At 70.7% G+C, this 26,868-nt stretch carries 25 protein-coding genes; 8 read left to right on the top strand and 17 right to left on the bottom strand.

The window, feature by feature from the left end:
* Positions 1-43: 43 nt before the first annotated feature.
* Positions 44-1,135 carry a polyprenyl synthetase family protein gene (locus tag ACOKGD_RS05530; protein ID WP_342335231.1) on the top strand — a complete coding sequence of 364 codons (1,092 nt, stop codon included), beginning with the start codon at positions 44-46 and terminating at the stop codon, positions 1,133-1,135.
* A 45-nt stretch (positions 1,136-1,180) separates the two neighbouring features.
* Here the strand turns inward: ACOKGD_RS05530 and ACOKGD_RS05525 are convergent, their stop codons facing one another.
* Positions 1,181-1,519, bottom strand: a complete 339-nt coding sequence (locus ACOKGD_RS05525; protein ID WP_342335233.1) for an Rv2175c family DNA-binding protein — start codon at positions 1,517-1,519, stop codon at positions 1,181-1,183.
* 209 nt (positions 1,520-1,728) lie between these two features.
* Here ACOKGD_RS05525 and ACOKGD_RS05520 point away from each other — a divergent pair, with 209 nt between their 5' ends.
* Together ACOKGD_RS05520 and pknB are read left to right on the top strand one after the other, a co-directional pair.
* On the top strand, positions 1,729-3,273 hold the full coding sequence (locus ACOKGD_RS05520; RefSeq protein WP_342335235.1) for a muramidase family protein: 1,545 nt from the start codon (positions 1,729-1,731) through the stop codon (positions 3,271-3,273).
* An 89-nt stretch (positions 3,274-3,362) separates the two neighbouring features.
* A complete protein-coding gene (gene pknB / locus ACOKGD_RS05515; protein ID WP_342335238.1) occupies positions 3,363-5,522 on the top strand; it encodes a Stk1 family PASTA domain-containing Ser/Thr kinase in 2,160 nt (719 codons plus the stop codon).
* 115 nt (positions 5,523-5,637) lie between these two features.
* Here pknB and ACOKGD_RS05510 read toward each other — a convergent pair whose 3' ends face one another.
* Together ACOKGD_RS05510 and ACOKGD_RS05505 are read right to left on the bottom strand one after the other, a co-directional pair.
* Entirely contained in the window at positions 5,638-6,987 is a 1,350-nt protein-coding gene (locus ACOKGD_RS05510; RefSeq protein ID WP_342335240.1) for a class II 3-deoxy-7-phosphoheptulonate synthase, read from the bottom strand.
* A 51-nt stretch (positions 6,988-7,038) separates the two neighbouring features.
* Positions 7,039-7,797 (bottom strand): lysophospholipid acyltransferase family protein, encoded by a 759-nt coding sequence (locus tag ACOKGD_RS05505; protein ID WP_342335242.1) that lies wholly within the window; start codon positions 7,795-7,797, stop codon positions 7,039-7,041.
* A 119-nt stretch (positions 7,798-7,916) separates the two neighbouring features.
* Here ACOKGD_RS05505 and ACOKGD_RS05500 point away from each other — a divergent pair, with 119 nt between their 5' ends.
* Complete coding sequence (locus ACOKGD_RS05500; protein ID WP_421355112.1) at positions 7,917-9,704, top strand: AMP-dependent synthetase/ligase; 1,788 nt, start codon at positions 7,917-7,919, stop codon at positions 9,702-9,704.
* Between the two features lie 57 nt (positions 9,705-9,761).
* On the opposite strand, the gene def is transcribed toward ACOKGD_RS05500, so the two are convergent.
* The 3 genes from def to ACOKGD_RS05485 all read right to left on the bottom strand — a co-directional run bounded on the left by def (position 9,762) and on the right by ACOKGD_RS05485 (position 15,685).
* Positions 9,762-10,253, bottom strand: coding sequence for a peptide deformylase (gene def / locus ACOKGD_RS05495; protein WP_342335246.1), 492 nt, complete (start codon positions 10,251-10,253; stop codon positions 9,762-9,764).
* Positions 10,250-12,187 carry a MinD/ParA family ATP-binding protein gene (locus tag ACOKGD_RS05490; protein WP_342335248.1) on the bottom strand — a complete coding sequence of 646 codons (1,938 nt, stop codon included), beginning with the start codon at positions 12,185-12,187 and terminating at the stop codon, positions 10,250-10,252. The genes def and ACOKGD_RS05490 overlap by 4 nt, the downstream gene beginning before the upstream one ends.
* Before the next feature lie 90 nt (positions 12,188-12,277).
* A complete protein-coding gene (locus ACOKGD_RS05485; protein ID WP_342335250.1) occupies positions 12,278-15,685 on the bottom strand; it encodes a pyruvate carboxylase in 3,408 nt (1,135 codons plus the stop codon).
* Between the two features lie 152 nt (positions 15,686-15,837).
* Between ACOKGD_RS05485 and ACOKGD_RS05480 the strand changes: the two genes are divergently transcribed.
* Positions 15,838-16,650, top strand: coding sequence for a ParA family protein (locus ACOKGD_RS05480; RefSeq protein ID WP_342335253.1), 813 nt, complete (start codon positions 15,838-15,840; stop codon positions 16,648-16,650).
* Positions 16,651-16,789: 139 nt separating this feature from the next.
* Here the strand turns inward: ACOKGD_RS05480 and ACOKGD_RS05475 are convergent, their stop codons facing one another.
* From ACOKGD_RS05475 to ACOKGD_RS05465, 3 genes are all read right to left on the bottom strand, one after another.
* On the bottom strand, positions 16,790-17,302 hold the full coding sequence (locus tag ACOKGD_RS05475; RefSeq protein ID WP_421355095.1) for a MerR family transcriptional regulator: 513 nt from the start codon (positions 17,300-17,302) through the stop codon (positions 16,790-16,792).
* Positions 17,303-17,481: 179 nt separating this feature from the next.
* A complete protein-coding gene (locus ACOKGD_RS05470) occupies positions 17,482-18,180 on the bottom strand; it encodes a transcriptional regulator FtsR (RefSeq protein ID WP_342335257.1) in 699 nt (232 codons plus the stop codon).
* Positions 18,180-18,692, bottom strand: a complete 513-nt coding sequence (locus ACOKGD_RS05465) for an FHA domain-containing protein (RefSeq protein WP_421355094.1) — start codon at positions 18,690-18,692, stop codon at positions 18,180-18,182. Before ACOKGD_RS05465 ends, ACOKGD_RS05470 begins: the two co-directional genes overlap by 1 nt.
* 117 nt (positions 18,693-18,809) lie before the next feature.
* On the opposite strand from ACOKGD_RS05465, the gene ACOKGD_RS05460 reads away from it, so the two are divergent.
* Together ACOKGD_RS05460 and lpdA are read left to right on the top strand one after the other, a co-directional pair.
* The gene (locus ACOKGD_RS05460) at positions 18,810-19,484 is read left to right on the top strand and encodes a copper resistance CopC family protein (RefSeq protein ID WP_342335259.1); all 675 of its coding nucleotides are present in this window, start codon (positions 18,810-18,812) and stop codon (positions 19,482-19,484) included.
* 29 nt (positions 19,485-19,513) lie between these two features.
* The gene (lpdA, locus tag ACOKGD_RS05455) at positions 19,514-20,911 is read left to right on the top strand and encodes a dihydrolipoyl dehydrogenase (protein ID WP_342335261.1); all 1,398 of its coding nucleotides are present in this window, start codon (positions 19,514-19,516) and stop codon (positions 20,909-20,911) included.
* Positions 20,912-20,995: 84 nt separating this feature from the next.
* On the opposite strand, the gene ACOKGD_RS05450 is transcribed toward lpdA, so the two are convergent.
* The 6 genes from ACOKGD_RS05450 to smpB form a co-directional block, all read right to left on the bottom strand.
* On the bottom strand, positions 20,996-21,628 hold the full coding sequence (locus ACOKGD_RS05450) for a CYTH domain-containing protein (RefSeq protein ID WP_342335263.1): 633 nt from the start codon (positions 21,626-21,628) through the stop codon (positions 20,996-20,998).
* Positions 21,625-21,858, bottom strand: coding sequence for a response regulator (locus ACOKGD_RS05445; RefSeq protein WP_342335265.1), 234 nt, complete (start codon positions 21,856-21,858; stop codon positions 21,625-21,627). Before ACOKGD_RS05445 ends, ACOKGD_RS05450 begins: the two co-directional genes overlap by 4 nt.
* A gap of 33 nt (positions 21,859-21,891) precedes the next feature.
* Positions 21,892-22,908 (bottom strand): YihY/virulence factor BrkB family protein, encoded by a 1,017-nt coding sequence (locus ACOKGD_RS05440; RefSeq protein ID WP_342335267.1) that lies wholly within the window; start codon positions 22,906-22,908, stop codon positions 21,892-21,894.
* A 53-nt stretch (positions 22,909-22,961) separates the two neighbouring features.
* Positions 22,962-23,414, bottom strand: a complete 453-nt coding sequence (locus tag ACOKGD_RS05435; RefSeq protein ID WP_342335269.1) for an A24 family peptidase — start codon at positions 23,412-23,414, stop codon at positions 22,962-22,964.
* A gap of 75 nt (positions 23,415-23,489) precedes the next feature.
* Positions 23,490-23,786, bottom strand: coding sequence for a DUF1905 domain-containing protein (locus tag ACOKGD_RS05430; RefSeq protein ID WP_342335271.1), 297 nt, complete (start codon positions 23,784-23,786; stop codon positions 23,490-23,492).
* An 11-nt stretch (positions 23,787-23,797) separates the two neighbouring features.
* On the bottom strand, positions 23,798-24,274 hold the full coding sequence (gene smpB, locus ACOKGD_RS05425; protein ID WP_342335273.1) for an SsrA-binding protein SmpB: 477 nt from the start codon (positions 24,272-24,274) through the stop codon (positions 23,798-23,800).
* 102 nt (positions 24,275-24,376) lie between these two features.
* Here smpB and ACOKGD_RS05420 point away from each other — a divergent pair, with 102 nt between their 5' ends.
* Entirely contained in the window at positions 24,377-24,859 is a 483-nt protein-coding gene (locus ACOKGD_RS05420) for a hypothetical protein (RefSeq protein WP_342335275.1), read from the top strand.
* A 16-nt stretch (positions 24,860-24,875) separates the two neighbouring features.
* On the opposite strand, the gene ftsX is transcribed toward ACOKGD_RS05420, so the two are convergent.
* Together ftsX and ftsE are read right to left on the bottom strand one after the other, a co-directional pair.
* Entirely contained in the window at positions 24,876-25,784 is a 909-nt protein-coding gene (gene ftsX / locus ACOKGD_RS05415; RefSeq protein WP_342335277.1) for a permease-like cell division protein FtsX, read from the bottom strand.
* Positions 25,781-26,854, bottom strand: coding sequence for a cell division ATP-binding protein FtsE (gene ftsE / locus ACOKGD_RS05410; protein WP_342335279.1), 1,074 nt, complete (start codon positions 26,852-26,854; stop codon positions 25,781-25,783). The genes ftsX and ftsE overlap by 4 nt, the downstream gene beginning before the upstream one ends.
* Between the last annotated feature and the right edge of the window lie 14 nt (positions 26,855-26,868).

Raw genomic sequence — 26,868 nt, 5'->3', positions numbered from 1 at the left:
GTGCCCTCATTCTAGTCTCGGGCTGGAGAACTAGGCTAGGCCTGTGACGCCCTCACTCCCCCTTGTCGAAGAGATCTCCCAGCGTCTCGATAAGTTCCTCGCGATTCGCCGCGCCGAGGCGTCAGAACTGGGATCCGAGGGGGTCGGGTTCGTCGAGCAGGCGGCCGCCAGCCTGCAGGGGGGCAAGCGCCTCAGGGCCCGATTCTGCTGGTGGGGCTGGCGCGGAGCCGCCGACCGCTCGGGCGCGTCGGACGCAGACGCCGCGGCGGTCATCGGCGTGGCGGCGGCCCTCGAGATCTTCCAGGCCGCGGCGCTGGTGCACGACGACCTCATCGACAACTCCGACACCCGCCGCGGGCGCCCCTCGGCGCACCGTGCGCTCGAGGCCGGCCATCGCGCGGCGGGCTGGGCCGGCGATGCCGACCGATACGGCCGCTCGGCCTCGGTGCTGCTGGGCGACCTGCTGGTGGCCTGGAGCGACGACCTCCTGGAGGAGTCCCTCGCCCTCCTCCCCTCCGGCGCCGCCGCGACCGCGCGCGCCGAGTACGCGCGCATGCGCCGCGACGTGACGATCGGCCAGTACCTCGACATCGCCGAGGAGTCGGCGTGGAGCGTGGCGGGCGACGATGCCCACGCCGAGCGCGCCCTGCGCGTGGCCTCCTACAAGTCGGCGCGCTACAGCGTGCAGCAGCCTCTGGTCATCGGCGCGGCCCTGGCGGGCGCCGACGAGGAGCAGCTGCAGGCGCTGCGCGCCTTCGGGCATCCCATCGGCATGGCCTTCCAGCTGCGCGATGACGTCCTCGGCGTGTTCGGCGACGCGGCCGAGACCGGCAAGCCCGCCGGCGACGACCTGCGCGAGGGGAAGCGGACGGCGCTCATCGCATTCGCCCGTGCGGCGGCGACCGCCGCGGACCGCGCACGCATCGATGCGCTGCTCGGCGATGGCGACATGAGCGACGAGGATCTCGTCTGGCTGCGCGAGCGCATCGCCGGCGACCCGCTCGCGCGGGTGGAGGGTCTCATCGCCGACTACGCGTCCGAGGCGGATGCGGCACTGGCGGCGACCTCGCTCGGCGAGGACGCGGCGAGTGAGCTGCGCGCACTCGCCCGCGCCGCGGTCGACCGGCGCGTCTGAGGCCTGCCCAGCCCGCTCAGTCGCGGGCGACGAACGGGCGCGGGATCAGAGGAGCGTCTGCGCCACGCGGCGGACCTCGGCCTTGCGGCCGGCCCGCAGTGATTCGATCGGCGCGACGCCGAGGGACTCCTCCGGCGTGAGCAGCCAGTCGATCACGCCGTCGTCGTCGAAGCCCGCGTCCCGCAGGACGAAGATCGTGCCGCGCAGCGACGAGAGGATCTCACCGTCCAGGAAGAAGACGGCGGGGACCTTGACGGGCCCCTCTCGGCGCGAGGCGACGAGCACGTTGTCGTCGAGCAGGCGACGCACGCGCCCCGGCGTGTCGTCGATGAGCTCGGCGACGTCCGGGATGCTGAGCCACTCGGTCTGGATCCTGTCTTCCACGGAGCCACTATCTCACCTGCCCGCTGGGAGGTCCTTCCGGAGGCGGGCGAGGCGAGTCACATCAGTCACACGAGCCACATTGAGCACCTCTCTTCACGGGCGCCACTCCCGTTAGCACTGGTTGACACCTTTACCGTTCCGTGACACGGTTTCCTGAGCCGAATCTTCTGCGCCCCCCAGAGCGCGGAAGGCCATCCAAGGGAGTCACCGTGCACCGTCGTAATCCTGCACGCGCCAGCCACGCCAGCCAGAGCCAGCCCGTCCGTGCTCTGTTCACCACCGTGCCCGTCGCGATCGCCGGTTCTCTCGCCCTGTCGATGGGCGCGAGCCCCGCCGCGGCGGCCGAGGTGAAGGAGAACCTCCGAGAGGGTCAGACCGAGGCCTTCGGCGCGAGCGCGCACAAGACCGCGCCGACCTCGCGCGTCACGGCCGCCGTCCGCGCCGCCGCCGTCCCGACGACTCATGTCGTGCAGCCCGGTGACACCGTCACCCGCATCGCCATCCGCTCGGGTCTGCGCACCATCGACGTCCTCACGTGGAACCGGCTGAGCTGGTCGAGCACCATCTACCCCGGCCAGGTGCTGCGCCTCAGCCCGGGCACTGCCGCCGTCGCCGCCCCCGCCGCGGCACCCGCGGCCGCGCCGAAGCCGGCCGCCGCCTCGAGCGCGGCCTACACCGTGAAGGCCGGCGACACCGTCTGGGGCATCGCGAACCGCCACAACACCACCGTCGCAGCGGTCCTGAGCGCCAACGGCCTCAGCGCCTCCGCGGTCATCTACCCCGGCCAGGTGCTGAAGGTGGCCGGATCCGCCGCCGCGCCGGCCGCGAAGCCCGCCGCCGTCGCCGCACCCGCCCCGGCGCCCGCCGCCGTCGCGAAGCCCGCCGCCGTCTCCGCCGGCACGTACACCGTGAAGGCCGGCGACACCGTCTGGGGCATCGCCCAGAAGCACGGCGTGAGCATCGCGACCATCATCAGCGCCAACGGGCTCAACGCCGTGGCCACGATCTTCCCCGGCCAGAAGCTGAAGGTGACCGGCCCCGCCCCCGCCGCCGCGCCGGCAGCCCCCGCCGCGCCGAAGCCCGTCGTCGCCGTGGTCGCCCCGGCCCCGGCCGCGGCTCCGACGAAGGCCGTGGGCGGCAAGACCCACGAGGTCAAGCCCGGCGACACCCTGTGGGCCATCGCGCAGAAGGCCGGCATCACGGTCGCCGCCCTGCTGAAGGCCAACGGCCTCTCGAACGGCGCGATCATCTACCCCGGCCAGAAGCTCGCGCTCACCGCGGCCGCTCCGGCCGCCACTCCCGCCGCGGTCCCCGCGCAGGAGGACCCGAGCATCCAGCGCTCCGCCGTGCTGGATGCCCAGCAGGTCGAGAACGCGAAGATCATCATCAGCGTGGGCCGCGAGATCGGCGCGTCCGACCGCGCGATCGCCATCGCCCTCGCGACCGCCATGGTCGAGTCGGGCATCCGCAACCTCAACCACGGCGACCGCGACTCGCTGGGCATGTTCCAGCAGCGCCCGAGCGCCGGCTGGGGCACCGCCGAGCAGATCCGCGACCGCTACCGCTCGACCCGTGTGTTCTTCGGCGGCCCGAACGACCCCAACGGCCACGCCACCCGGGGCCTCTACGACATCACGGGCTGGGAGAAGCTGACCTTCACGCAGGCCGCGCAGGCCGTGCAGGTCTCGGCCTTCCCGAACCGCTACGGCCAGTGGGAGACCGCCGCCTACGGCTGGCTCGCCCAGCTCGGCTGATCACATCCTGATCACGGCTCACCCCGGGGCGCGCCCCCGGGGTGAGCCGTTCCCAGGCTCTCCGGGGCCCCGAAAGTAGACTTCCCACCGTGAGCACAAGTCAGCAGGTCGATCCCCTCATCGGGCGACTTGTCGACGGCCGCTACCGCGTGCGCGCCCGGATCGCCCGCGGCGGGATGGCGACGGTGTACGTCGCGACCGATCTGCGCCTCGAGCGCCGCGTCGCGCTCAAGGTCATGCACGGGCATCTGAGCGACGACAGCGTCTTCCAGAGCCGGTTCATCCAGGAGGCCCGCTCGGCGGCGCGCCTGGCCGATCCGCATGTCGTCAACGTCTTCGACCAGGGCCAGGACGGCGAGCTGGCCTACCTCGTGATGGAGTATCTGCCCGGGATCACCCTGCGCGAGCTCCTGAAGGAGCAGCGCCGCCTCACGGTCAGCCAGACGATCACCATCATGGACGCCGTGCTGTCGGGGCTCGCGGCCGCGCACCGCTCGGGCCTGATCCACCGCGATGTGAAGCCCGAGAACGTGCTGCTGGCCGAGGACGGCCGGATCAAGATCGGCGACTTCGGCCTCGCGCGCGCCTCGTCGGCGAACACCGCGACCGGACAGCAGCTGCTGGGCACCATCGCGTACCTCGCGCCCGAACTCGTCACGCGTGGCACCGCCGACGCCCGCAGCGACATCTACGCCCTGGGAATCCTCCTCTACGAGATGCTCGCCGGCGAACAGCCCTACAAGGGCGAGCAGCCGATGCAGATCGCCTTCCAGCACGCCACCGAGTCGGTGCCGCGGCCGAGCACGAAGAACCCCGGTGTGCCCGAGCAGCTCGACGAGCTCGTGCTGTGGGCGACCGAGAAGGAGCCGGACGAGCGTCCGTCCGATGCGGGACAGATGCTCGAGCGCCTCCGCGAGATCGAGCGCGAGCTCGGCATCGCCCCCGTGACGACCCGCTCCTCCCCCGCCTTCGACACGAGGATCCTCTCCGCCGACACCGGCGCGACCTCGGGCGCGACCAAGATCCTCCCTGGCCTGCTGCCGACCACGGCCGAGATCACGGGCGAGGTGGGCGAGCCCGCAGCGGCCGCCGACGTCGACAATGCCGCCCGTCTGCGTCACCGCGCCGCGCAGCGCCGCCGCCGAGGCGGCCTGCTGCTCGCGCTCGTCCTGCTGCTCGCGACGGCCGCGGGGTTCGCCGGCTGGTGGTTCGGCGCGGGCCCCGGATCCCGGGTGACCGTGCCGGACGTCACCAATCGGACGTTCGACGAGGCCGCCGCCCTTCTGCAGGAGCACGAGCTCACCGGGATCAAGGCCGAGGACGACAGCCCGACGGTGCCGATCGGCCAGGTGATCAGGACCGATCCCGAGGTCGGCTCGCCCGCGGACAAGGGCTCGGAGGTGCAGGTCGTCGTCTCCACCGGCGCCGCCGAGGCCGTGCTGACCTCGTTCGAGGGCATGGCTCTCGCCGACGCGCAGCGCGCGCTCGACGAGTTCTCGATCACTTACGACGACGCGGACAACCTCCTGCTGTTCGCCGACGCGCCGGCGGATCAGGTCATCGGCCTGGACATCCTGCCGCGCGGCACCGAGGACCGCGTCGAGTGCTTCCAGGGGTGCACCGTCCACGAGGGCGATGTCGCCGATTTCATCGTCTCGCTGGGGCCTCTGCCCGACGTCGTGGGCAAGCCGGCCGGCGAGGCGCAGTCCACCCTCGGAGGCGTCGACCTCACCGTCACGGTCGCCGAGGAGTACACCCCCGATGCGGCGGCCGACACCATCATCCGCGTCGAACCGCGCGCCGAAGAGGGCAACTGGCGCCCCGGCGACGCCATCACGATCGTGCGGTCGCTCGGCCCGCTGCCCGATGTGACCGGCAAGGGCATCGGCGAGGCGCAGCAGATCCTCACGGACGCGCGGCTCGCACCGACCGTCGCGGACGAGTACAGCGAGCGGGTGCCCGCCGACACGGTGATCCGGGTCGAGCCGCGTGCCGAGGCAGGCAACTGGCGGCCCGGTGACGCGATCACGATCGTCCGGTCGCTCGGGCGTCAGCCGATCGAGGTCCCCGGGATCCCCGAGGGCGCCACGGTGCGCCAGATGGTCGGTGTGCTCACCGACGCGGGCCTCACGCCCTCGACGCCGCTTCCCGACATCCTGTGGGACTTCTTCACCGTCGCGAGCCTGGACCCCGCCCCCGGCACCACGGTGTACCGCGGCGACACCGTGAAGATCATCAGCCAGGGCTGACCCTCTTCTCGCTGCCGCATCGCGCGGCCCGTGCGGCCCGTTCCGAGAGGACGGTGCGCGGGAACGACGAAGGGCGCCTGCGTGATGCAGGCGCCCTTCTCGTGAGGTCGGCGCGTCAGCGCTTCTCGAGCTCCTCGGCGACGAGGAAGGCCAGCTCGAGAGACTGCATGTGGTTCAGCCGCGGGTCGCACAGCGACTCGTAGCGGGTCGCGAGGGTGGCCTCGTCGATCTGCTCCGAACCGCCCAGGCACTCGGTGACGTCGTCGCCGGTGAGCTCGACGTGGATGCCGCCCGGGAAGGTGCCGACCGCGCGGTGGGCCTCGAAGAAGCCGCGCACCTCGTCGACCACGTCGTCGAAGCGACGGGTCTTGTAGCCGTTGGGCGTGGTGATGCCGTTGCCGTGCATGGGGTCGGTGACCCACAGGGGCAGGGCGCCCGAGTCCTTCACGGTCTCGAGCAGCGGCGGCAGCGCGTCGCGGATCTTGCCGGCGCCCATGCGCGTGATGAACGTCAGGCGACCCGGCTCGCGCTCGGGGTCGAGCTTGTCGATGAGCTGCAGCACCGTCTCGGGCGTGGTGCTCGGGCCGAGCTTGACGCCGATGGGGTTGCGGATCTTCGAGAAGTAGTCGACGTGCGCGCCGTCGAGTTCACGCGTGCGCTCGCCCACCCACACGAAGTGGGCCGACGTGTTGTACGGCAGGTTCGTGCGCGAGTCGATGCGCGTCATCGGGCGCTCGTAGTCCATCAGCAGGCCCTCGTGGCCCGTGTAGAACTCGACCCGCTTGAGCTCGTCGAAGTCGGCGCCGGCCGCCTCCATGAACTTGATGGCGCGGTCGATCTCGGCCGCGAGGCGCTCGTACTGCTGGTTCGCCGGGTTCTGCGCGAAACCCTTGTTCCACGAGTGCACCTCGCGGAGGTCGGCGAAGCCTCCCTGCGTGAAGGCGCGGATCAGGTTCAGCGTCGAGGCGGCCGTGTGGTACGCCTGCAGCAGGCGCTGCGGGTTGGGCGTGCGCGATGCCTCGGTGAAGTCGAAGCCGTTGGCGATGTCGCCTCGGTACGCCGGCAGCGTCACGTCGCCGCGCGTCTCGTTGTCGTTCGAGCGCGGCTTGGCGAACTGGCCCGCCATGCGCCCCATCTTGATGACGGGCATCGAGGCGCCGTAGGTGAGGACCACGGCCATCTGCAGCAGCGTCTTGACGCGGTTGCGGATCTTGTCGGCCGTCGCGCCGGCGAAGGTCTCGGCGCAGTCGCCGCCCTGCAGCAGGAACGCCCGGCCCGATGCCGCCTCGCCGAGGCGGCTCTTCAGGCTGTCGACCTCGCCCGCGAAGACGAGAGGCGGAAGCTGGGAGAGCTCGGCCGAGACGCGCTCGACCTCGGCATAGTCCGGCCACTCCGGCTGCTGCTTGATCGGGAGGGAGCGCCATGCATCGAGGGCGCTCGGATCAGGAAGAGCCGTTTGCGTCATGGATGAATTCTAGTGGCGCGCGCGAGGTCCCCGAGACCGCGGCCCGCGCCGTCAGCTCGCGGCGGTCGGCGCGGAGTCGGTGCGCGGCAGTGAGGCGCTCGCGTCGACGAACGGCGGCTCGACGACATCGGAGGCGGCGGGCCTTCCGCGCTTCGACGACGCGTACACGTCGCTGTACCGCTGCTGCCCCAGCTGCTGCAGCGCGATCATGATCTCGTCGGTCACGGAGCGCAGGATGTACCTGTCGTTCTCCATGCCGGCGTAGCGCGAGAAGTCGAGGGGCTCGCCGATCACGATGCCGATCCGCACCACGCGCGGGATGTTCGTCCCGATCGGCATCATCGTGTCGGTGTCGACCATCACGACCGGCACCACGGGGACCTTCGCCTCCAGCGCCATGCGCGCGATTCCCGTGCGCCCCCGGTAGAGGATGCCGTCGGGGCTGCGGGTGCCCTCGGGGTAGATGCCGAGCAGCGCGTCGCGCCCCAGCACCTGCAGGGCGGTGTTGAGCGCGGCCTCCGAGGCCGATCCGCCGGAGCGGTCGATCGGGATCTGCCCGGTTCCCCTCATGAACCACTTGGTGGCCCAGCCCTTGATCCCCTTGCCGGTGAAGTACTCGGCCTTGGCGAGGAACGACATCTGCCGCTCGATCATCAGCGGCAGGAAGATGGAGTCCGCGACGGACAGGTGGTTGCTCGCGAGGATCGCGGCGCCCGTCTGAGGGATGTTCTCGGCGCCGATGATCCACGGTCGGAAGATCGCCTTGGCGACCGGCCCGACCACGATGTACTTCATCAGCCAGTAGAACACGGGGGCAAGTCTATGGGGAGACTAGGATCGATCCGACGGGGCAGCCACCCAGTCCCGGTACCAAAGGAGTTGCCGTGATCGAATTCTCGACACCCCCGCTCGTCCCCGCCGATCCCGATATGAACATCGGCGGGCTGCTTGCGGATCGCGTTCGTGAGACCCCCGAGCGGGTCCTCTTCGCCGTTCCCGAAGGAGACGGCTGGCGCGACATCACCGCCTCCGCGTTCGAGCATCAGGTCATCGCCCTCGCCAAGGGCTTCGCCCACGCGGGCGTGCAGCCGGGCGACAAGATCGGCTTCCTCGCGAAGACCACCTACGAGTGGACGCTCGTCGACTTCGCCCTGCACTACGCCGGCGCGATCATGGTGCCGGTCTACGAGACCAGCGCGCCGGCGCAGATCCAGTGGATCCTGTCCGACTCGGGAGCGGTGGGCCTCATCGTCGAGACCGCCGAGCACTTCGCGTCGTACCAGGAGGTCGCCGGCGACCTGCCGCTCATCCACGACGTGTGGCGCATGGACCAGGGCGTCATCGCCCAGCTCAGCGCCGACGGCGCCGCCGTCGAGGACGTCGAGATCGAGCGCCGCCGCACGCTCGCCAAGGCCGACGACATCGCGACGATCATCTACACCTCCGGATCGACCGGCCGCCCGAAGGGCTGCGTGCTCACCCACGCCAACTTCGTCGAGACGTCGCGCAACGCGGCCATCGCGCTCACCGAGATCGTCCACCAGCCGGGCGCCTCGACCGTGCTGTTCATTACCACGGCGCACGTGTTCGCGCGCTTCATGTCGGTGCTGTACATCCACGCCGGTGTGCGCACGGGCCACGAGCCCAACACGAAGAACCTCGTCAAGACGCTCGGCTCGTTCAAGCCGACGCTGCTGCTGGCGGTCCCCCGCGTGTTCGAGAAGGTCTACAACTCGGCGCAGCAGAAGACCGAGGCGGAGGGCAAGGGCAAGATCTTCCGCGCCGCCGCGGCCACCGCGATCGAGCACTCGCGTCGCCTGCAGGACGGCGAGAAGATCGGCTTCCTGCTCGGCCTGAAGTTCAAGGTCTTCGACAAGCTCGTTTACTCGAAACTGCGGGCGCTTATGGGCGGCCGGGTCACCTACGCGGTCTCCGGCTCCGCTCCCCTGGGCCCGCGCCTCGGCCACTTCTTCCACAGCCTGGGCATCACGATCCTCGAGGGCTACGGCCTCACCGAGACCACCGCACCCGCGTCGGTCAACCTGCCCGGTCTGTTCAAGGTCGGCACCGTCGGGCCGGCTCTGCCGGGCGTCGGCATCCGGATCGCCGATGACGGCGAGGTCCAGGTCAAGGGCGTCAACGTCTTCCGCGAGTACTGGAAGAACGAGAAGGCCACCGAGGAGGCGTTCGACGGCGAGTGGTTCCACACGGGCGACATCGGCTCGTTCGACGAGAGCGGCTACCTCACGATCACCGGACGCAAGAAGGAGATCATCGTCACGGCCGGCGGGAAGAACGTCGCACCCGCCGCGCTCGAGGACCCGATCCGCGCGAACCCGATCGTCGGCCAGGTCGTGGTCGTCGGCGACCAGAAGCCGTTCATCTCGGCTCTCATCACGCTCGACCCCGAGATGCTGCCGGCCTGGCTCGCCACCCACGGCGAGGGATCCGAGCTCACGCTCGAGCAGGCCGCGAAGAACCCCACGGTCCGTGCCGAGGTGCAGCGCGCCATCGACGCGGCGAACACGAGGGTGTCGCGCGCGGAGTCGATCCGCAAGTTCACCATCCTCGGCACCGAGTGGACCGAGGCGAGCGGCCACCTCACGCCGAAGATGTCCATCAAGCGCAACGTGATCCTGCAGGACTTCGCCCACGAGGTCGAGGACATCTACGCCGCGGGCGGTGAGGCCACCAGCAACCTGTCCGTCGCGGGCTGACGCCCGACGCGACGAGGCCCGATCCGGATCATCCGGATCGGGCCTCGCTCATCTGGGTCAGAACCAGTCGCTCTCGCGGACCGCCTTCATGGCCTTCGCCCGCTCCTCCTTCGAGAGGCGCTGCAGGTAGACGACGCCGTCGAGGTGATCGGTCTCGTGCTGCAGCATCTGGGCCATCAGGCCCTCGCCCTCCAGCACCACGGGCTCGCCGTCGAGGTCGATGCCCTCGGCCCGCGCGTAGGGATGGCGCTGCGCGTCGTGCCAGAGGTTCGGCACCGACAGGCAGCCCTCCCCCGTCGGCTGCGGCTCGCCGCGCACCTCGACGATGCGCGGATTGAGGATGTAGCCGATCTCGCCGTCGACGTTGTAGCTGAACGCCCGAAGGCCCACGCCGATCTGCGGGGCGGCGACCCCGGCGCGCCCGGGCAGCGCCACCGAGTCGAGCAGATCCTGCACCAGGGCGCGGATGCCCTCGTCGATGGTCTCGATCTCGGTGCAGGGCGTGCGCAGGACGGGATCGCCGTAGAGGCGGATCTCGCGGGCGGTCACGCGGTGCGGTCCTGACGAAGGCCGTCGACGACGCGAGCGGCGAGGTCGCGCGCGGCGTCGCGCGTGGCGGGCTGCAGGTCGCGGTAGACGATCGCGGCGCCCGTGGCCAGCGCGCGGTCGTACGGCAGGTGCACAACCGAGCGCACCCGGCTGCCGAAGTGCACCTCGAGCTCGTTGAGGCGCACCATCGGGGTCGCCTCGGACTGCTGGTTGAGCACCACGATGGCCTGGCGGGCGAGGTCGTCGTAGCCGTTCGACTCGAGCCAGGTGAGCGTCTCGGACGCGAGGCGCACCTCGTCGAGGTTGAGCCCCGTCACGATGATCAGCTGGTCGGCGTGCGACAGCGTCGCGCCCATCACCGAGTGGATGATGCCCGTGCCCGTGTCGGTCAGCACCAGCGAGTAGAAGTGCTCGGCGACGTCGGCGACGGTGCGGTAGTCGTCCTCGCCGAAGGCCTCGGCGATGCGCGGATCCGGATCCGACGCGAGCACGTCCAGGCGGGTCTCGTCGCGCGCGACGTAGCGGGAGATGTCGTTGAAGCCGCGGATGTCGCGGGCCTTGTGGACGAGATCGCGGACGGTCTTGTCGGTGCGCTTGCCGATGCGGTCGGCCAGGGTGCCGCGATCCGGGTTCGCATCGATCGCGATCACACGGTCGTCGCGGCCGTCGGCGAGCGCCATGCCGAGGAGCGTGGTCACGGTGGTCTTGCCGACCCCGCCCTTGCGGCTGAGGATCGGCACGAAGCGGGTCTCGCCGGACAGCGGCGCCGCGACGCGGGCCTCGATGGCCTTGCGCGCGCGGACCTTGCGGCTGTCGCCGAGGTTGAGCCGCCCGCCGGTGAGGCCGTAGACGAACTCGCTCCAGGCACCCTCGGGGGCAGCCTTGGCGACACGGTTGGGGTTGAGCACTCGGTCGGCGGTGAGCAGATCGCTGGATTCGCGCTCCGCGTTCTTGCCGAGGTCCTCGAGGCGTCGCGCGGTCATCGTGATGGCTCCGTTCGTCTGGGTCGGCGTGTCGATCTCGGTCGATGCCGCGCGGTGGGCCGCGGACTCCTCGGCCCAGATGCGGGCGTAGGACTTGCTCTTCTCGATGCCGGTCGCCTCGGGCCGGTCGCCCGCCTCGCCGTGCGAGGTGTGGTCGGGCTCGACGTGCGCGGCGTCCTCCGGCTCGGATTCCGTCTCGGGCTCGATCTCCCGCTCGGGCTCGGATTCCGTCTCCGGCTCGGGCTCGGGCTCGATCTCCGGCTCCGAGTCGGGCTCCGGCTCGTCGTCGCGCACCGTCTCGACGGAGGCGTGCTCGCGGGCGAGCTCTGCCGCCGCGGCCCGCCAGCCGTCGACGTGAGGCGCGTCGGCGACGGGCGCGGCTTCGGCCTGCTCGTCCTCGTCCTCGTGCGCCTCGTCCTCGTGCGCGTCGTCCTCGTGCGTGTCGGCGACGGGCGCATCGTCCTCGGCGTCCACGTCGTCCTCGAGGGCTGCGTCGTCGTCGCCCACCGCGGCGGGGGCGGCGTCCTGCACCACCACGACGTCGATGACGTCGTCGGAGGGCTCCGGGTCGGTGTGCGCTGCCGCGTGCTCGCGCACCGCGTCGACCACGTCGTCGTCGATCTCGCCCGTCAGGGCGCGGTCCTCGGCGGCGTCGGGCTCGGCGGCTCCGTCGTCGGTGGCGTCGTCGGATCCGTCCTCGGCGCCGGCCGGGAAGTCCCGGTCGGACAGCTCGATGACGATCTCGCCGTTGCGGATGTCGCCCGGGTCGAGCTCGTCGTCGATGACCTCGTCGTCGGGCTCCTCGAACCCCTGCGGCATCACAACGCGCACCTGCGAGGTGTGCGGCGACAGGATGCCGATGGCGGTCGTGTCGAGGCCGGCCTCGGCGAGGACGCCGTGGTCGTCGGCCTCCCCGGCCTGGGCATCGGATTCGGTCGTGATCTTCTTCACCACTGCGGCTTCACTCCATCGAGGTGCGTATTGCACATGGACGAGCCCGCACCGCCCCGATCCTGCGAGGCGGGTGCGGGCTCCCCAAGGTTACTGTCCGGTGCTGACGACGACCAGAAGGTCGCCGGCATCCACCTGCTGAGTTGCGGCGATCGCGAGACGCTCCACCACACCGGCGTGCGCCGTCGTGATCGCGGCCTCCATCTTCATGGCCTCGATCGACGCCACGGCCTGGCCGGCCTCGACCCGATCGCCCACGGCCACCTTGACCGTGACCACACCCGAGAAGGGCGCGGCCACCTGGCCCGGCTTCGAGGTGTCCGCCTTCTCGGCGGCGAGCACCTCGACGGCGATGCTGTTGTCCCGTGCCGAGACCGGACGCAGCTGGCCGTTGAGGGTGGCCATCACCGAGCGGAAGCCCTTCTCGTCCGGCTCGCCGATCGCCTCGAGGCCCACCAGCAGGTTGACGCCCCGCTCGATCTCGACGACGTGCTCGCCGCCCTGCTCGAGGCCGTACAGGTAGTCGGCCGTCTCGAGCACCGAGAGGTCGCCGTACGTCTCGCGCGCCGACTCGAACGCCTGCGTCGGCTGCGGGAAGAGCAGGCGGTTGAGGGTCGAGCGGCGGGTGGCGGAGTCGCTGTCGAGCGCGGCCTGGTCGGCCGCCTCGAGCGGCGTGACGCCCGGCTTGATGTCGCGGCCGGCGAGCACCTTGGTGCGGAACGGCTCGGGCCAGCCGCCCGGCAGGTCGCCGAGCTCGCCCGCCATGAAGCCCACGACCGAGTCCGGCACGTCGTACTTGTGCGGGTTCTCGGCGAAGTCGGCGGGATCGGCCTTGACGGCCGCGAGGTGCAGCGCGAGGTCTCCCACGACCTTCGACGACGGCGTCACCTTGGGCACACGGCCCAGGATGTCGTTGGCCGCGGCGTACATGTCCTCGATGAGCTCGAAGTCGTTCGCCAGGCCCAGCGCGATGGCCTGCTGACGCAGGTTCGACAGCTGACCGCCGGGGATCTCGTGCTTGTAGACGCGACCGGTGGGCCCGTCGAGGCCCGACTCGAACGGCTTGTACTGGTGGCGCACGGCCTCCCAGTAGGGCTCGAGGTCGGAGACGGCCTGCAGATCGATGCCCGTGTCGCGCTCGGTGTGCGCGAGGGCGGCGACGAGGGCTGACAGCGACGGCTGGCTGGTGGTGCCCGCCATCGGCGCGGAGGCCGCGTCGACCGCGTCCGCACCGGCGGCGCTGGCGGCGAGCAGCGTGGCCAGCTGACCGCCGGGGGTGTCGTGCGTGTGGACGTGGACCGGCAGGTCGAAGCGCTCGCGCAGGGCGGAGACCAGCTTGCCGGCGGCGGCGGGCCGCAGCAGGCCCGCCATGTCCTTGATGGCGAGGATGTGCGCACCGGCGTCCACGATCTGCTCCGCGAGGCGCAGGTAGTAGTCGAGCGTGTACAGATCCTCGGCCGGGTTCAGCAGGTCGCCGGTGTAGCACAGCGCCACCTCGGCCACCGAGGTGCCCGTACCGAGCACCGCGTCGATGGCGGGGCGCATCTGCGAGACGTCGTTGAGCGCGTCGAAGATGCGGAAGATGTCGATGCCGGATGCGGCCGCCTCGCGGACGAAGGCGTCGGTCACCTCGGTCGGGTACGGGGTGTAGCCGACCGTGTTGCGCCCGCGCAGCAGCATCTGGATCGCGACGTTCGGCAGGGCCTCGCGCAGCTTGTCCAGGCGCTCCCACGGGTCCTCGGCGAGGAAGCGCAGCGCGACGTCGTACGTGGCGCCGCCCCACGCCTCGACCGAGAGCAGCTCGGGCGTGAGGCGCGCGACGTGCGGGGCGACCGCGACGAGGTCGCGGGTGCGCACGCGGGTGGCCAGCAGCGACTGGTGCGCGTCGCGGAACGTGGTCTCGGTGACCGCGAGGGCCGTCTGCTCGCGCAGGGCCTTGGCGAAGCCGGCCGGGCCCAGCTCCTGCAGGCGCTGGCGCGATCCCGCCGGCGCCGGGGCCGCGAGGTCGATCGCCGGCAGCTTGATCGACGGCGAGTACGAGATGGGGTTCTCGCCGTTGGGCTTGTTGACGGTGACGTCGACCAGCCAGTTCAGGACCTTCGATCCGCGATCCTTCGACACGCGGCCCTTGAGCAGCTCGGGGCGCTCGTCGATGAACGACGTCGACAGGTCGCCCTGCACGAACGCCGGGTCGTCGAGGACGGCCTGGAGGAAGGGGATGTTCGTGGAGACGCCGCGGATGCGGAACTCGGCCAGCGCGCGACGGGCGCGCGCGACGGCGGCGCCGAAGTCGCGGCCGCGGACGCTGAGCTTCGCGAGCATCGAGTCGAAGTGGGGGCTGATCTGCGAGCCCGCCGCGGTGGTGCCGCCGTCGAGGCGGATGCCCGCGCCGCCCGGCGAGCGGTAGGTGGTGATCTTGCCGGTGTCGGGGCGGAAGCCCTGCGCCGGGTCCTCGGTGGTGATGCGGCACTGCAGGGCGGCGCCGCGCAGCTTCACGGTGTCCTGCGTGAGGCCGAGGTCGGCGAGCGACTCGCCCGAGGCGATGCGCATCTGCGACTGGACGAGGTCGACGTCCGTGACCTCCTCGGTCACGGTGTGCTCCACCTGGATGCGGGGGTTCATCTCGATGAAGACGACCTCGCCGGTGCGGGGGCCCGCGGTCTCGAGGAGGAACTCGACCGTGCCGGCGTTCTCGTAGCCGATCGACTCGGCGAAGGCGACGGCGTAGCGGTGCAGATCGGTGCGGATCGTGTCGTCGAGGTTCGGCGCGGGGGCGATCTCGATCACCTTCTGGTGACGGCGCTGAACGGAGCAGTCGCGCTCGAAGAGGTGGATCGTGGCGCCGGTCTTGTCGGCGAGGATCTGGACCTCGATATGACGGGGACGCAGCACCGCCTGCTCGAGGAACATCCGCGGGTCGCCGAAGGCGCTGCCCGCCTCGCGCATGGCCTCGGCCAGCGCGGGGGCGAGCTCGTCCTTGGTCTCGACGCGGCGCATGCCGCGACCGCCGCCGCCGGCGACGGCCTTCGCGAAGAGGGGGAAGCCGATGTCGTCCGACTGCGCGACGAGCGCGTCGATGTCGTCCGAGGCCTCGGTCGAGCGCAGCACGGGGACGCCGGCCTTGATGGCGTGCTCCTTGGCCGTGACCTTGTTGCCGGCCATCTCGAGCACGGTCGAGGAGGGGCCGATGAACGTGATGCCGGCCGCTGCGGCCTTGGCGGCCAGGTCCGGGTTCTCGGACAGGAAGCCGTAGCCCGGGTAGATGGCGTCGGCACCCGACTCCACCGCGATGCGGACGATCTCGTCGACATCCAGGTAGGCGCGGACCGGGTGTCCCTCGACGCCGATCCGGTATGCCTCGTCGGCCTTCAGACGGTGGAGCGAATTGCGGTCCTCATGCGGGTACACGGCGACGGTGCGCGCACCGAGCTCGTATGCGGCACGGAATGCGCGGATGGCGATCTCGCCTCGGTTGGCCACGAGGATCTTCGAGAACATGGGCGCCCTTCTGTTCGGGCCCGGCCGGTGGGGATCTGCCGGGTCTGAGCGGGAGTCTCCTCGACGACAGCACGCGCTGTCGCAGGGAATTCATGGGCGGTCCGGGGCCGCCGACATGGTTCTCAGCATACGGCGTTGTAACGTTGGGGATTGTGCACGTACTCAGCGTCAGTTCCCTCAAGGGAGGTGTCGGCAAGACGACCGTGACCCTTGGTCTCGCCTCCGCCGCCTTCGCCCGATCGCTGCGCACGCTCGTGGTCGATCTCGATCCGCAGGCGGACGTCTCGACCGGTCTCGATGTCCAGATCGCCGGACGCCTCAACATCTCGGATGTGCTCACGAGCCCGAAGGAGAAGATCGTCCGTCAGGCGATCACCTCCAGCGGCTGGACTCGTGTGCATGACGGCACGATCGACGTCCTGCTGGGCAGCCCCTCCGCCATCAACTTCGACGGCCCCCACCCGACGGTGGCCGACGTCTGGAAGCTCGAGGAGGCTCTGGCCTCGATCGAGTCCGAATACGACCTCGTGCTCATCGACTGCCCGCCCTCGCTCAACGCGCTGACCCGCACCGCGTGGGCCGCGAGCGACCGCGTGATGGTCGTCACGGAGCCCGGGCTGTTCTCGGTCGCCGCCGCCGACCGCGCCCTGCGCGCGATCGAGGAGATCCGCCGCGGACTCTCCCCGCGTCTGCAGCCGCTGGGCATCGTCGTGAACCGCGTCCGCCCGCAGTCCGTGGAGCACCAGTTCCGCATCAAGGAGCTGCGCGACATGTTCGGCCCTCTGGTGCTCGAGCCTCAGCTGCCCGAGCGCACGTCGCTGCAGCAGGCCCAGGGCGCGGCCAAGCCGCTGCACGTGTGGCCGGGCGAGTCCGCCCAGGAGCTGGCCGCCGACTTCGACGCGCTGCTGGACCGGATCATGCGCGCGGGCCGCATCACGGACCCGTCCGAGGACGCCGCGGAGTAGACCGCGGATACGAAGAGAACCCCGCCTCGGCGGGGTTTTCTCGTTTCGGGCCGGGCGGCGGAGGCGCGAAGCGCCTCGACACGATCGCCGGATCGCTCGCTCGGCGAGCGGACGTCGACGGGCCGTGCCCGCCGGAGAACTAGGCGGTGCGCTTGGCGCGGCGCTGAGCGAGCTCGTCGACCGACGAGTCGGGGGTGGTGGCCTCGAAGTCGACCAGGGTGGCCTCGACCTCGTGCAGCACCTTGCCCACGGCGATGCCGAAGACGCCCTGCCCGCGGCTGACGAGATCGATGACCTCGTCGTTCGAGGTGCAGAGGTAGACGGACGCGCCGTCGCTCATCAGCGTGGTGCCGGCGAGGTCGCGGATGCCCGCGGCGCGCAGCTGCTCGACCGCCGTGCGGATCTGCTGGAGCGAGATGCCGGTGTCGAGGAGGCGCTTGACGAGCTTGAGGACGAGGATGTCGCGGAAGCCGTACAGGCGCTGGGAGCCCGATCCCGACGCGTTGCGGATCGTGGGCTCGACCAGCTCGGTGCGAGCCCAGTAGTCGAGCTGGCGGTAGGTGATCCCCGCCGCGCGAGCGGCCACCGCACCGCGGTAGCCGGCCTCGGGATCGAGGTCCGGGAGGCCGTCCGTGAAGAGGAGATCGGTCATGCCGCGATCGTCTCGATCGTCAGCGTTCATGGGTCCTCCTCGGGTGGGTGATTCCTCCACCGTATGGGAGGCCCGCGGCACCGGCAATGACATCCGCGCGTTCGCGGACGCGTGTCGCGGGCGCGTTATCCAACAGTGACCTTCAACGTGAGGTTCAGGTTACCGAACGGCCCGGCGGCTCAGTCGACGAGGCGCCCGAGGGCGCCCTTCACGAGGATCGCACGGACCTCGTCGAGGCGGCCGGCGAGCTCCGGCGCGAGCTCGCTCGCCTTCGCGCGCGACGCGGCGTCTGTGCGACGCAGCAGCGCCGACAGCGCGGATTCGACGAGGGCGACCTCGCGCTCGGCGCTCTGGCGCAGGCCCCGGACGTGACGGGGCTCGATGCCGTGGCGCGACAGCGCGACGAGCGCGCGCAGCAGGGCGAGCGCCTGATCGTCGTAGCTGTCAGAGGCCTTCAGCAGACCGGTGCTGACCGCGTCGTTGAGCAGCTGCGGTGCGGCGCCCGCGGCGCTGAGGAGCTCCTGGCGGGTGTGACGGCGTGCGGCCGGGTGGATCGACGGCGGCAGCTGCGGGAGAGCGGTCGCGCGACCGGCGTCGACATCGGCGAGGTGGTCGCGGATGACCTGCAGCGGCATGTAGTGATCGCGCTGCAGCGTGAGCGCGAGGCGCAGGCGCTCGAGATCCTGCGGCGAGAACTTGCGGTAGCCCGAGGCGGTGCGCTGGGGCGTCACGATGCCCTGGACCTCGAGGAAGCGCAGCTTGCTCGAGGTGAGTGCGGGGAAGTCGGGAGTGAGCTTCGAGAGCACCTGACCGATGCTCAGGAGGCCCGCGGGCGACTTCCTGGCGGAAGCCGGCTCGCGAGCGGCGGCAGCCGCCATCAGGCGTCCTGCCCCGATCCGTTCTGCCCGTGGTCCTGAGGCGAGACGAAGAAGTGCAGACGGAACTTGCCGATCCGCACCTCGGCGCCGTTGCGCAGCTCGGCCCGGTCGACCCGCTCGCCGTTGACGTACGTGCCGTTGAGCGAGCGCTGGTCGACGATCTCGAACGACGCGCGATGGCGCGTGATCTGAGCGTGACGGCGCGAGACGGTGACGTCGTCGAGGAAGATGTCCGCCTCGGGGTGACGACCGGCCGTCGTGACGTCGGTGTCGAGCAGGTAGCGCGCACCGGCCGTCGGGCCCGATCGCGCCAGCATCAGCGCCGAGCCCGAGGGCAGCGCCGCGATGGCATCGCGCTCGGCGGCGCTCAGCTCACCCGCGAAAGGCACGAAGGACAGGTCGGAATCGTGCCCGAACGTCTGGGTCGAATCGCCCGAGCCGTCATGACCGAACCGCGCCGCGTCGCCGTCGCGATGAATCGGCGAACCTGCGCCGTACTCGTTCTGTGACACGTCATCCCCTCCTTTCGGACCAGCCTAACCGATCCGTTTATCCAGATCACAAGTCGGTCACGGAGCGGCGTCCGATCACGCGGCCGACAGTCAGGATCCCGGGGATAGCGTGGCGGCATGTCCGCCCCGCGCTCCTCGCACCCGCACCGTCTGACCACTATCGGCATCGCGAGCCTGTTCGTCATGTTCGCCGCTCTCTGCGTGGCGTCGCCCGCCGCGGCGCACGACGCGCTCCAGCCCGAGCAGTCCTCCCCCGTCCCGGGGTCGACGATCGAGACGATGCCGGAGCAGATCACCCTGGCCTTCTCGGACGCCCTCCTGACCCTCGGCCCCCAGGACACCGTCATCGACGTGCTCGCGCCGTCCGGCGCCGAGGTGTCGGAGGGCGACGCTGTGGTCGACGGCGCCCTGGTGACGCAGGAGATCGGCACCGTCACGGAGACCGGCGCCTACACCGTGAACTGGCACGTGGTCTCGTCGGACGGCCACCCGACCGAGGGAAGCTACGAGTTCACGGTGACGACCGTCGCACCGGCATCCCCGGCCGCGACCGCGACCCCCGACCCGGCCGCGACCGAGCAGCCGACCGCGACGCAGCAGCCCGAGGAGCCGACGGCCACCGCGACGGCCGCGCCCCTCACGGACGAGGCGGACGACGACAGCGGGACCGCCGCGGCATGGCCGTGGATCCTGCTCGTCACGGCGATCATCGTGGTCGCCGCCGCCCTGCTGCCGCTCGTCATCCGCCGCATGCGGGACGACCGCGGCCACGGTCCCGCCGGCCAGAGCTGACAGGCCCCCGCGCGGACTAGGCTTGAGCCATGGCTCATTACGACCTCGTCATCCTCGGCGCGGGTCCCGGCGGTTACGTCGCGGCCGTGCGCGGCGCGCAGCTGGGACTCAACGTTGCGATCATCGAAGAGAAGTACTGGGGCGGCGTCTGCCTCAACGTCGGGTGCATCCCGTCCAAGGCGCTGCTGAAGAACGCGGAGATCGCCCACACCTTCACCCACAAGGCCGACCTGTTCGGCATCTCGGGTGACGTGCACTTCGACTTCGGCAAGGCGTTCGATCGCAGCCGCACGGTCGCGAACACGCACGTCAAGGGCATCCACTTCCTGATGAAGAAGAACAAGGTCGTCGAGTACGAGGGCCGTGGCACCTTCACCGGCCCCAAGGCGATCTCCGTCGCCAAGGCCGACGGATCGACCGAGGAGCTCACGTACGACAACGTGATCATCTCGACCGGCTCGAAGGTGCGCCTCCTGCCGGGCGTCACGCTCAGCGAGAACGTCGTGACCTACGAGGAGCAGATCCTCAGCCGCGAGCTCCCCGAGTCGATCGTCATCGTCGGCGCCGGCGCCATCGGCATGGAGTTCGCCTACGTGCTGTCGAACTACGGCGTGAAGACGACGATCATCGAGTTCGCCGACCGCGCCCTGCCGAACGAGGACGTCGAGGTCTCCAAGGAGATCCAGAAGCAGTACAAGAAGTACGGCATCGACATCCTCACCTCGACCGGGGTGAAGACCGTCACGGACAACGGATCGTCGGTGCACGTCACGTACGAGTCGCGCGACGGCGTCGCGGGCGAGATCACCGCCGGCAAGGTGCTGATGGCCGCGGGCTTCGCCCCCAACATCGAGGGCTTCGGCCTCGAGAAGACCGGCGTCAAGCTGACCGAGCGCGGTGCGATCGACATCGACGACCACATGCGCACGAACGTCGAGGGCATCTACGCCATCGGCGACGTCACCGCGAAGCTGCAGCTGGCCCACGTCGCCGAGGCGCAGGCCGTCGTCGCCGCGGAGACCATCGCCAAGGCCGAGACGCAGACGCTCGGCGACTACCGCATGATGCCCCGCGCCACCTTCTGCTCGCCGCAGGTCGCCTCGTTCGGCCTCACCGAGGAGCAGGCACGGGCCGAGGGTCGCGAGATCAAGGTCGCGAAGTTCCCCTTCAGCGCCAACGGCAAGGCGAACGGCCTGGGCGAGCCCATCGGCTTCGTCAAGCTCATCGCCGACGCCGAGCACCTCGAGCTCATCGGCGGCCACCTGATCGGCCCCGACGTGTCCGAGCTGCTGCCCGAGCTGACCCTCGCGCAGAAGTGGGACATCACGGCGCTCGAGGCCGCCCGCAACGTGCACACGCACCCCACGCTGTCGGAGGCGCTGCAGGAGGGCTTCCACGGCCTCCTCGGTCACTTCATCAACATGTGAGCCGGTCGGGTCGAGCGCCCGCGCGCCGACCGACAGGAAACGCCCCCCGATTCTCGGGGGCCGTTTCCTGTGTGTCGGGTGGGGTCAGTGACCGAGGGCCCGCGCGAGCTTCGACGCCGAGCTCGCCGAACGGGCACCGGCGGCGAAGGCCGCCTCCTGGACCGCGGCGAAGAACGCCTCGCGCTCTGCCGGGGCGGCCGGGGCCGCAGGGCCCAGCTCGACCTCCCACTCGTGCCACTCTCGCTCGTCGCCCGCGCGCAGGTCGGTCGTGCGCACGTGGTCGTCGACGAACTCGGCGAGGACGCCGCCGTCGGCATCGAGCAGCGCGTACGCGGTGCGGTCGTTCACGATCCGCGCGAGCGGGCTGAGCGAGTCGGTGGTCCACTGCGCGACCTCGGCCGCGACCGGATCCGGCAGCTCGTCGTCCTCTCCGAGCGGCCAGCCCAGCTCGGTCCGGCCGCCATCGACCAGGGGCCCCTTGATGTGCCAGCCGGCGTCCGGCCCCCCGGTGCGACGCCGCAGCGCCACTCCGTTCCGCGCGAGCGCGGTGTCGGCGGTGTCGAGGTAGAGGGCGTCGAGGTGACGCTCCTCCCCCGGGCTCACCGACGCGACACCGGGCACGCCCGTCCACTCGGGAACGGGTGTGCCCGCGTCGACGTCGAACTTCCGCTCGACCTCGACGCTGCGCGAGGGTCCGCCGTCAGCGGAGCCGGTCACTCGCCGGGCCGGACGTCGTCATCGTCGGGCGTGATCTCCTGCGGCTCGGCGGTGAAGCGGTAGTCGAGCTGAGTCGGCCCGTCGCCCTCGCCGGTGTTCGTCGCATCGCCGTCGCGCTCGTAGACCACCTGCCCCTCCGAGTACGGGAGGATCAGCTGATCCTGGTCGGTGTTCTCCAGGGGCAGGACCTGTCCGTCGAGGGGCCCGCCATGCAGTCTCGCGATCGCCATGTAGCCCACCCTATCGCCGAGGATCGAGTGCGCTCAGGGGGTTGACGCGCGTTCCTTCTCCTCGGCCTCGCGGGCCTCCTGGAGCTCGCGAACGGCGACCTGCACGGCCGATTCGGCGCGGCGCACCTTGCGCTGCGCGAAGGTCTCGGATCCGAAGCGCTCGCGCAGGCGATCGTGCTCCTCGTTCACCCCGACCACGATGTAGGTGCAGGCGATGAGCACCACCTGCACGGAGAAGTTGACCCACAGCAGCAGCGCGATGAGCGCCGTGAACGTGCCGAGGAGAGGGTTGCTCGCCGCTCCCCCGACGAACAGGCTCGACAGCTGCTGGAGGATGATGAGCCCGACCGCTCCGAGCAGCGCACCCGGCCAGAGCGCACGCGCGGGCGCCTTCATACCCGAGAGCATCCAGAACATCACGGCGATCAGCACCGCATCGAGCGCGAGGGTCACCAGTACCGAGATGATGCGGGTGACGACCACCGCGGCGCCGCTCTCCCCGATGCCCACCCAGTTCAGCAGCGTGGTCACGAAGGCCGAGCCGAGGAAGGTCGTCAGGGCCGCCGCGACGATCAGGGCCGCCAGGATCACGGCGAACAGCAGGTCGCGGGCGATGAGGAGGATCGGCGAGGAGGGCTTGTGCGTGGTCCCGGCCATGATCCGGATCGCCTCGCGGAGCGCGCCGACGGCGCCGATCGAGGCGAAGAGCAGACCGATGAGCGAGATGATTCCCGCGATGGTGAAGCTCGCGGGCTGGCGGAGGTCGGACGGGTCGACGAGGTATCCCTCGCCCTCGCCGACGAGCCCCGGGACGACGTTGTCGATCGAGTCGATCAGCGCGTCGAAGAGGTCCTTCTGCCCGGCGAGCCAGACCGCGGCGATCGAGAATCCCAGCAGCACGGCGGCGAAGATCGAGAACAGCGCGCGGTAGGTGACCGCGGAAGCGAGCAGGGCCCCCTTCTGCTCGGAGTACAGCAGCAGCGCCCGGACCGGTTTGCGCACCAGCGCCCATGCGATCAGAGCCTTCACCCGTGCCACGATCCCCGCCATTCGGCCAGGCTAGCCGGGGCGCCTCGACCTGCGCACACGGGTTGACATGCGGCTCACAGCGCCATCGCGAGCCAGGCGCCGGCGAGCATCCACGGCCCGAAGGCGAGGTGGCTGCCGCGGCTCGCGCGGCCGGTGGCGAGCAGCGCGACCGCGTGCAGCCCGCCCAGCACAAACGCCGCCGCGGCTCCGGCGGCGAGCTCGACCCAGCCGTGCCAGCCCAGCACCAGCCCGACGACGGCCGCGAGCTTCACGTCGCCGCCGCCGAGACCCGACGGCACAGCGGCGCGCACCAGCAGATAGAACGCGAACAGCATCAGGCCGCCCAGTGCCGCCCGGCCGATCCTGTCGCCGTCGGCGAGACCGAGCAGGAGGGCAAGACCCGCGGCCGCGGGCAGCACGATCACATCGGGAAGCCGGTGCTCGCGCACGTCGATGCGGATCAGGATCAGCGCCACCGCCAGGAAGGCGGCATGCGCCACCAGCGCGAGCACATCCGATCCGGCCATCCGCGTCCCTCCCCGCTCGAGGCTAGGGAACAACCCCGGGGGCGCGCGGCGGGCTGTGGATAAGTCGGCGTGCGCTCAGAGCTCGAGCACGTCGAGCAGCACCGTGGCGGTGCCGCCCTCGACCAGCCCCTCGGCGTCGCGCACGGCCTTCTTCAGCGGCAGCGAGTACGCCTCGCGGCCGGGGAAGATCGAGGTGCGCCACGTGGACGATCCGATCGTCGCTTCGACCCGCAGCGACCCGAAGCCGCGCGGCGGCGCCGGCAGCTCACGGATGTCGCGGGAGATCTCCTCCGGGACGTTCACGAAGAACCACGACTCGGTGCGCGCCTCCCACCGGTAGACCGCGGCCTGGAACTCGATGCGCACGCCCACCGGGTGCCGCCTTACTCGCCCATCCGGTTGCGGGTGCGCATGGCGCGCTCGGCCTCGCGCTTGTCCTGACGCTCGCGCAGCGTCTGGCGCTTGTCGTACTCCTTCTTGCCCTTCGCGACGCCGATCTCGACCTTCGCGCGGCCGTTGAGGAAGTAGAGCTTCAGCGGGACGAGCGTGTAGCCGCCCGCCGAGACGGCGTGGCTGAGCTTGATGATCTCGTCGCGGTTCAGCAGCAGCTTGCGGATGCGCTTGGACGAGTGGTTCGTCCAGCTGCCCTGCGAGTACTCCGGGATGTGCACGGCGTCGAGGAACACCTCGTTGCCGTTGATGTACGCGTAGCCGTCGGACAGGTTCGCGCGCCCCTGGCGCAGCGACTTGACCTCGGTGCCGGTGAGCACGAGACCCGCCTCGTAGGTCTTCTCGACGTTGTACTCGTGGCGGGCGCGACGGTTGGTCGCGACGATCTTCTCGCCCTGTTCCTTCGGCATGTGCTCACCTCCTGCGTTCGTGCACAGCCCTTCAGCCTACCCCGACCCGTGCCCGACCCCGGCGCCCGCCCCGCCGGTGCGCCGCGGTGGGATGCTGGAAGCATGACTGAGAACACGGCTGCCGCACTGTTCGACGCACTCGGCGCGGACATCACCCAGCGCTACGCGAGCGGACGGATCCTGATCGCGGTCGACGGCCCCGACGCCGATTCGTCCGCCCGCTTCGCCGATGCCGCCGCCGCGGCGCTGCGCGACGCCGGCCGGGTGGCCGAGCGCGCCAGCGCGCACGCCGACGCCTACCGCCCCGACGAGGACTACACCGCCCTGCGGGCCACGCTCGCGGCCTTCCGCGCCGAGGAGGGCGACGGGTACCTGATCGTCGACGGGCGCTTCCTGCTGCGCCCCGAGATCCGCGGCGCGTGGCACATCAAGATCTGGCTCGAGGGTGACATCACGCTCTCGGAGGAGGCTTACTCGCAGCAGCTGAAGTACGTGCGCGACGAGAACCCGCGCACGCACGCCGACGCCATCTACGACGTGACGCACCCCGACGAGCCGAAGCGGGTGTGGGGCGACTCCTGCTGAGCGCCGCGGCGCGGCCTCAGGCGCGCAGCCAGCGACGGATGGCGAAGCCGGCAGACAGCGCCGCAAGAGTGACGCCGATCAGCACGATCACCGGCACCACCAGCAGCGCCTCGCCCATCCCGACCCACGGGATCGTGCCCATGCGCTCGGTGAGGTAGCCCTCGACGCCGAGCTTCACGCCGAGCAGCACCGCGCCGCTCGCGAGCAGAGAGCCGATGAGCGCCGACACCACGCCCTCGAGCACAAACGGCGTCTGGATGAAGCGGTTGGAGGCGCCCACCAGGCGCATGATGCCGACCTCGCGACGGCGGGCGAATGCCGACAGGCGGATCGTCGTGGCGATCAGCAGCACCGCGGAGATGAGCATCAGCCCGGCGACGCCGATCGCCCCGTAGGTCGCGATCGTCAGGGCGGAGAACAGCGGATCCAGGTACTGCAGCTGATCGGTGATCTGCTCGACGCCCTCGACGCCCGTGAAGGCCTCGACGATCACGTCCGAGCGCGTCGGATCGAGCAGGGTGACGTGGAACTCGGCGCTCGTCTGCTCCTCGGTCAGCACACCCGCGCTGTCGGGGAAGTTCTCGACGAACGACGCGTAGGCCGCGGCCGGGTCGAGGTACGTGTACTCCTGGATCAGCGGGGAGAGGGTCGTGCCCTCGAGCTCGGCCTTCACCGCCGCGATCTGCTCGTCGGTGGCGACGCCGCCCGTGCAGGTCTCGGTGTTCGAGATCGCCGAGCACATGTAGACGTCGACCTGCGCCCGATCCTGGAAGTAGTCGCGCATGGTGGCGATCTGCGCCTGCATCAGGATCGCCGCGCCCACGAAGGTGAGCGACACGAAGGTCACGAGGATCACCGAGACCACCATCGACGCGTTGCGTCGCAGCCCGGTCAGCACCTCGGAGAGGATCAGTCCCACTCTCATGACGTCGGACCCACTTCGTCGTCGTTCGCGCGCAGGCCCAGGCGGTCGGCCATGCCGAGCTCCTCCAGGTCGATGTGCGCGCTGGCGTGCGTTTCGTCGCGCTCGTCGGCACCGGGCTCGGGCTCGGCACCGGACTCCGGCTCGGGCGAGGCGTCGGGCGCCGGCGCGGCGGCAGGCGCCGCCTCGGCCGCGGGCGTCTCGTCGACGGGCTGGGGCGGGAGGACGATCTCGGCCACGACCGCGTCCTCGGGCAGGTCGCCCGCGAGGCGCGGGACGATCCCCGTGGGGTTCGCGGTGACCTCGCGCTGCACCTCGAGCACGGCGGTGAGCGCCGCGATCGCCGCGGTGCCGCGCTCGATCTGCGGCTCGAGGGTCTTGATGCCGGAGCGGTCGCCGTAGCCGCCGTGGCGCTCGTCGCGCACCAGCTGGCCGCCCTTGAGCTCGATCACGCGGCGCTGCATCTGGTCGACGAACGTCGCCTCGTGCGTCGCGCACAGGATCGTGGTGCCTGACGCGTTGATGCGGGCGAGCAGCATCATGATGTCGACGGAGGTCGCCGGGTCGAGGTTTCCGGTCGGCTCGTCGGCGAGCAGCACCTGCGGGCGGTTCACGATCGCGCGGGCGATCGCGACGCGCTGCTGCTCGCCGCCGGACAGCTCGTGCGGGAAGCGCTTGGCCTTGTCGGCGAGGCCCACCAGCTCGAGAGCCTCGGGCACGGCCTGCCGGATGAAGGCGCGCGAGGAGCCGATCACCTGCAGCGTGAAGGCCACGTTCTGGAACACGGTCTTCGACGGCAGCAGACGGAAGTCCTGGAAGACCGAGCCGATGTGCCGACGGAAGTAGGGCGTGCGTCGGTTCGACAGCGTCTTGGTGTCGCGGCCGAGCACAACGACGCGGCCGTCGCTGGGGGTGTCCTCGCGGAGGATGAGCCGCAGACACGAGGATTTGCCGGATCCCGAGGCGCCGACCAGGAAGACGAACTCCCCGCGCTGGACCTCGAAGTCGACATCGTCGAGGGCCGGCTTGGCGGTCCCCCGGTATCGCTTGCTGACGTGTTCGAACCGGATCATGGCGTACCGAGACT

The sequence above is a fragment of the Microbacterium phosphatis genome (assembly GCF_049177115.1).
Lineage (GTDB): Bacteria > Actinomycetota > Actinomycetes > Actinomycetales > Microbacteriaceae > Microbacterium > Microbacterium phosphatis.
This window is presented reverse-complemented; position numbering and strand designations above follow the sequence as displayed.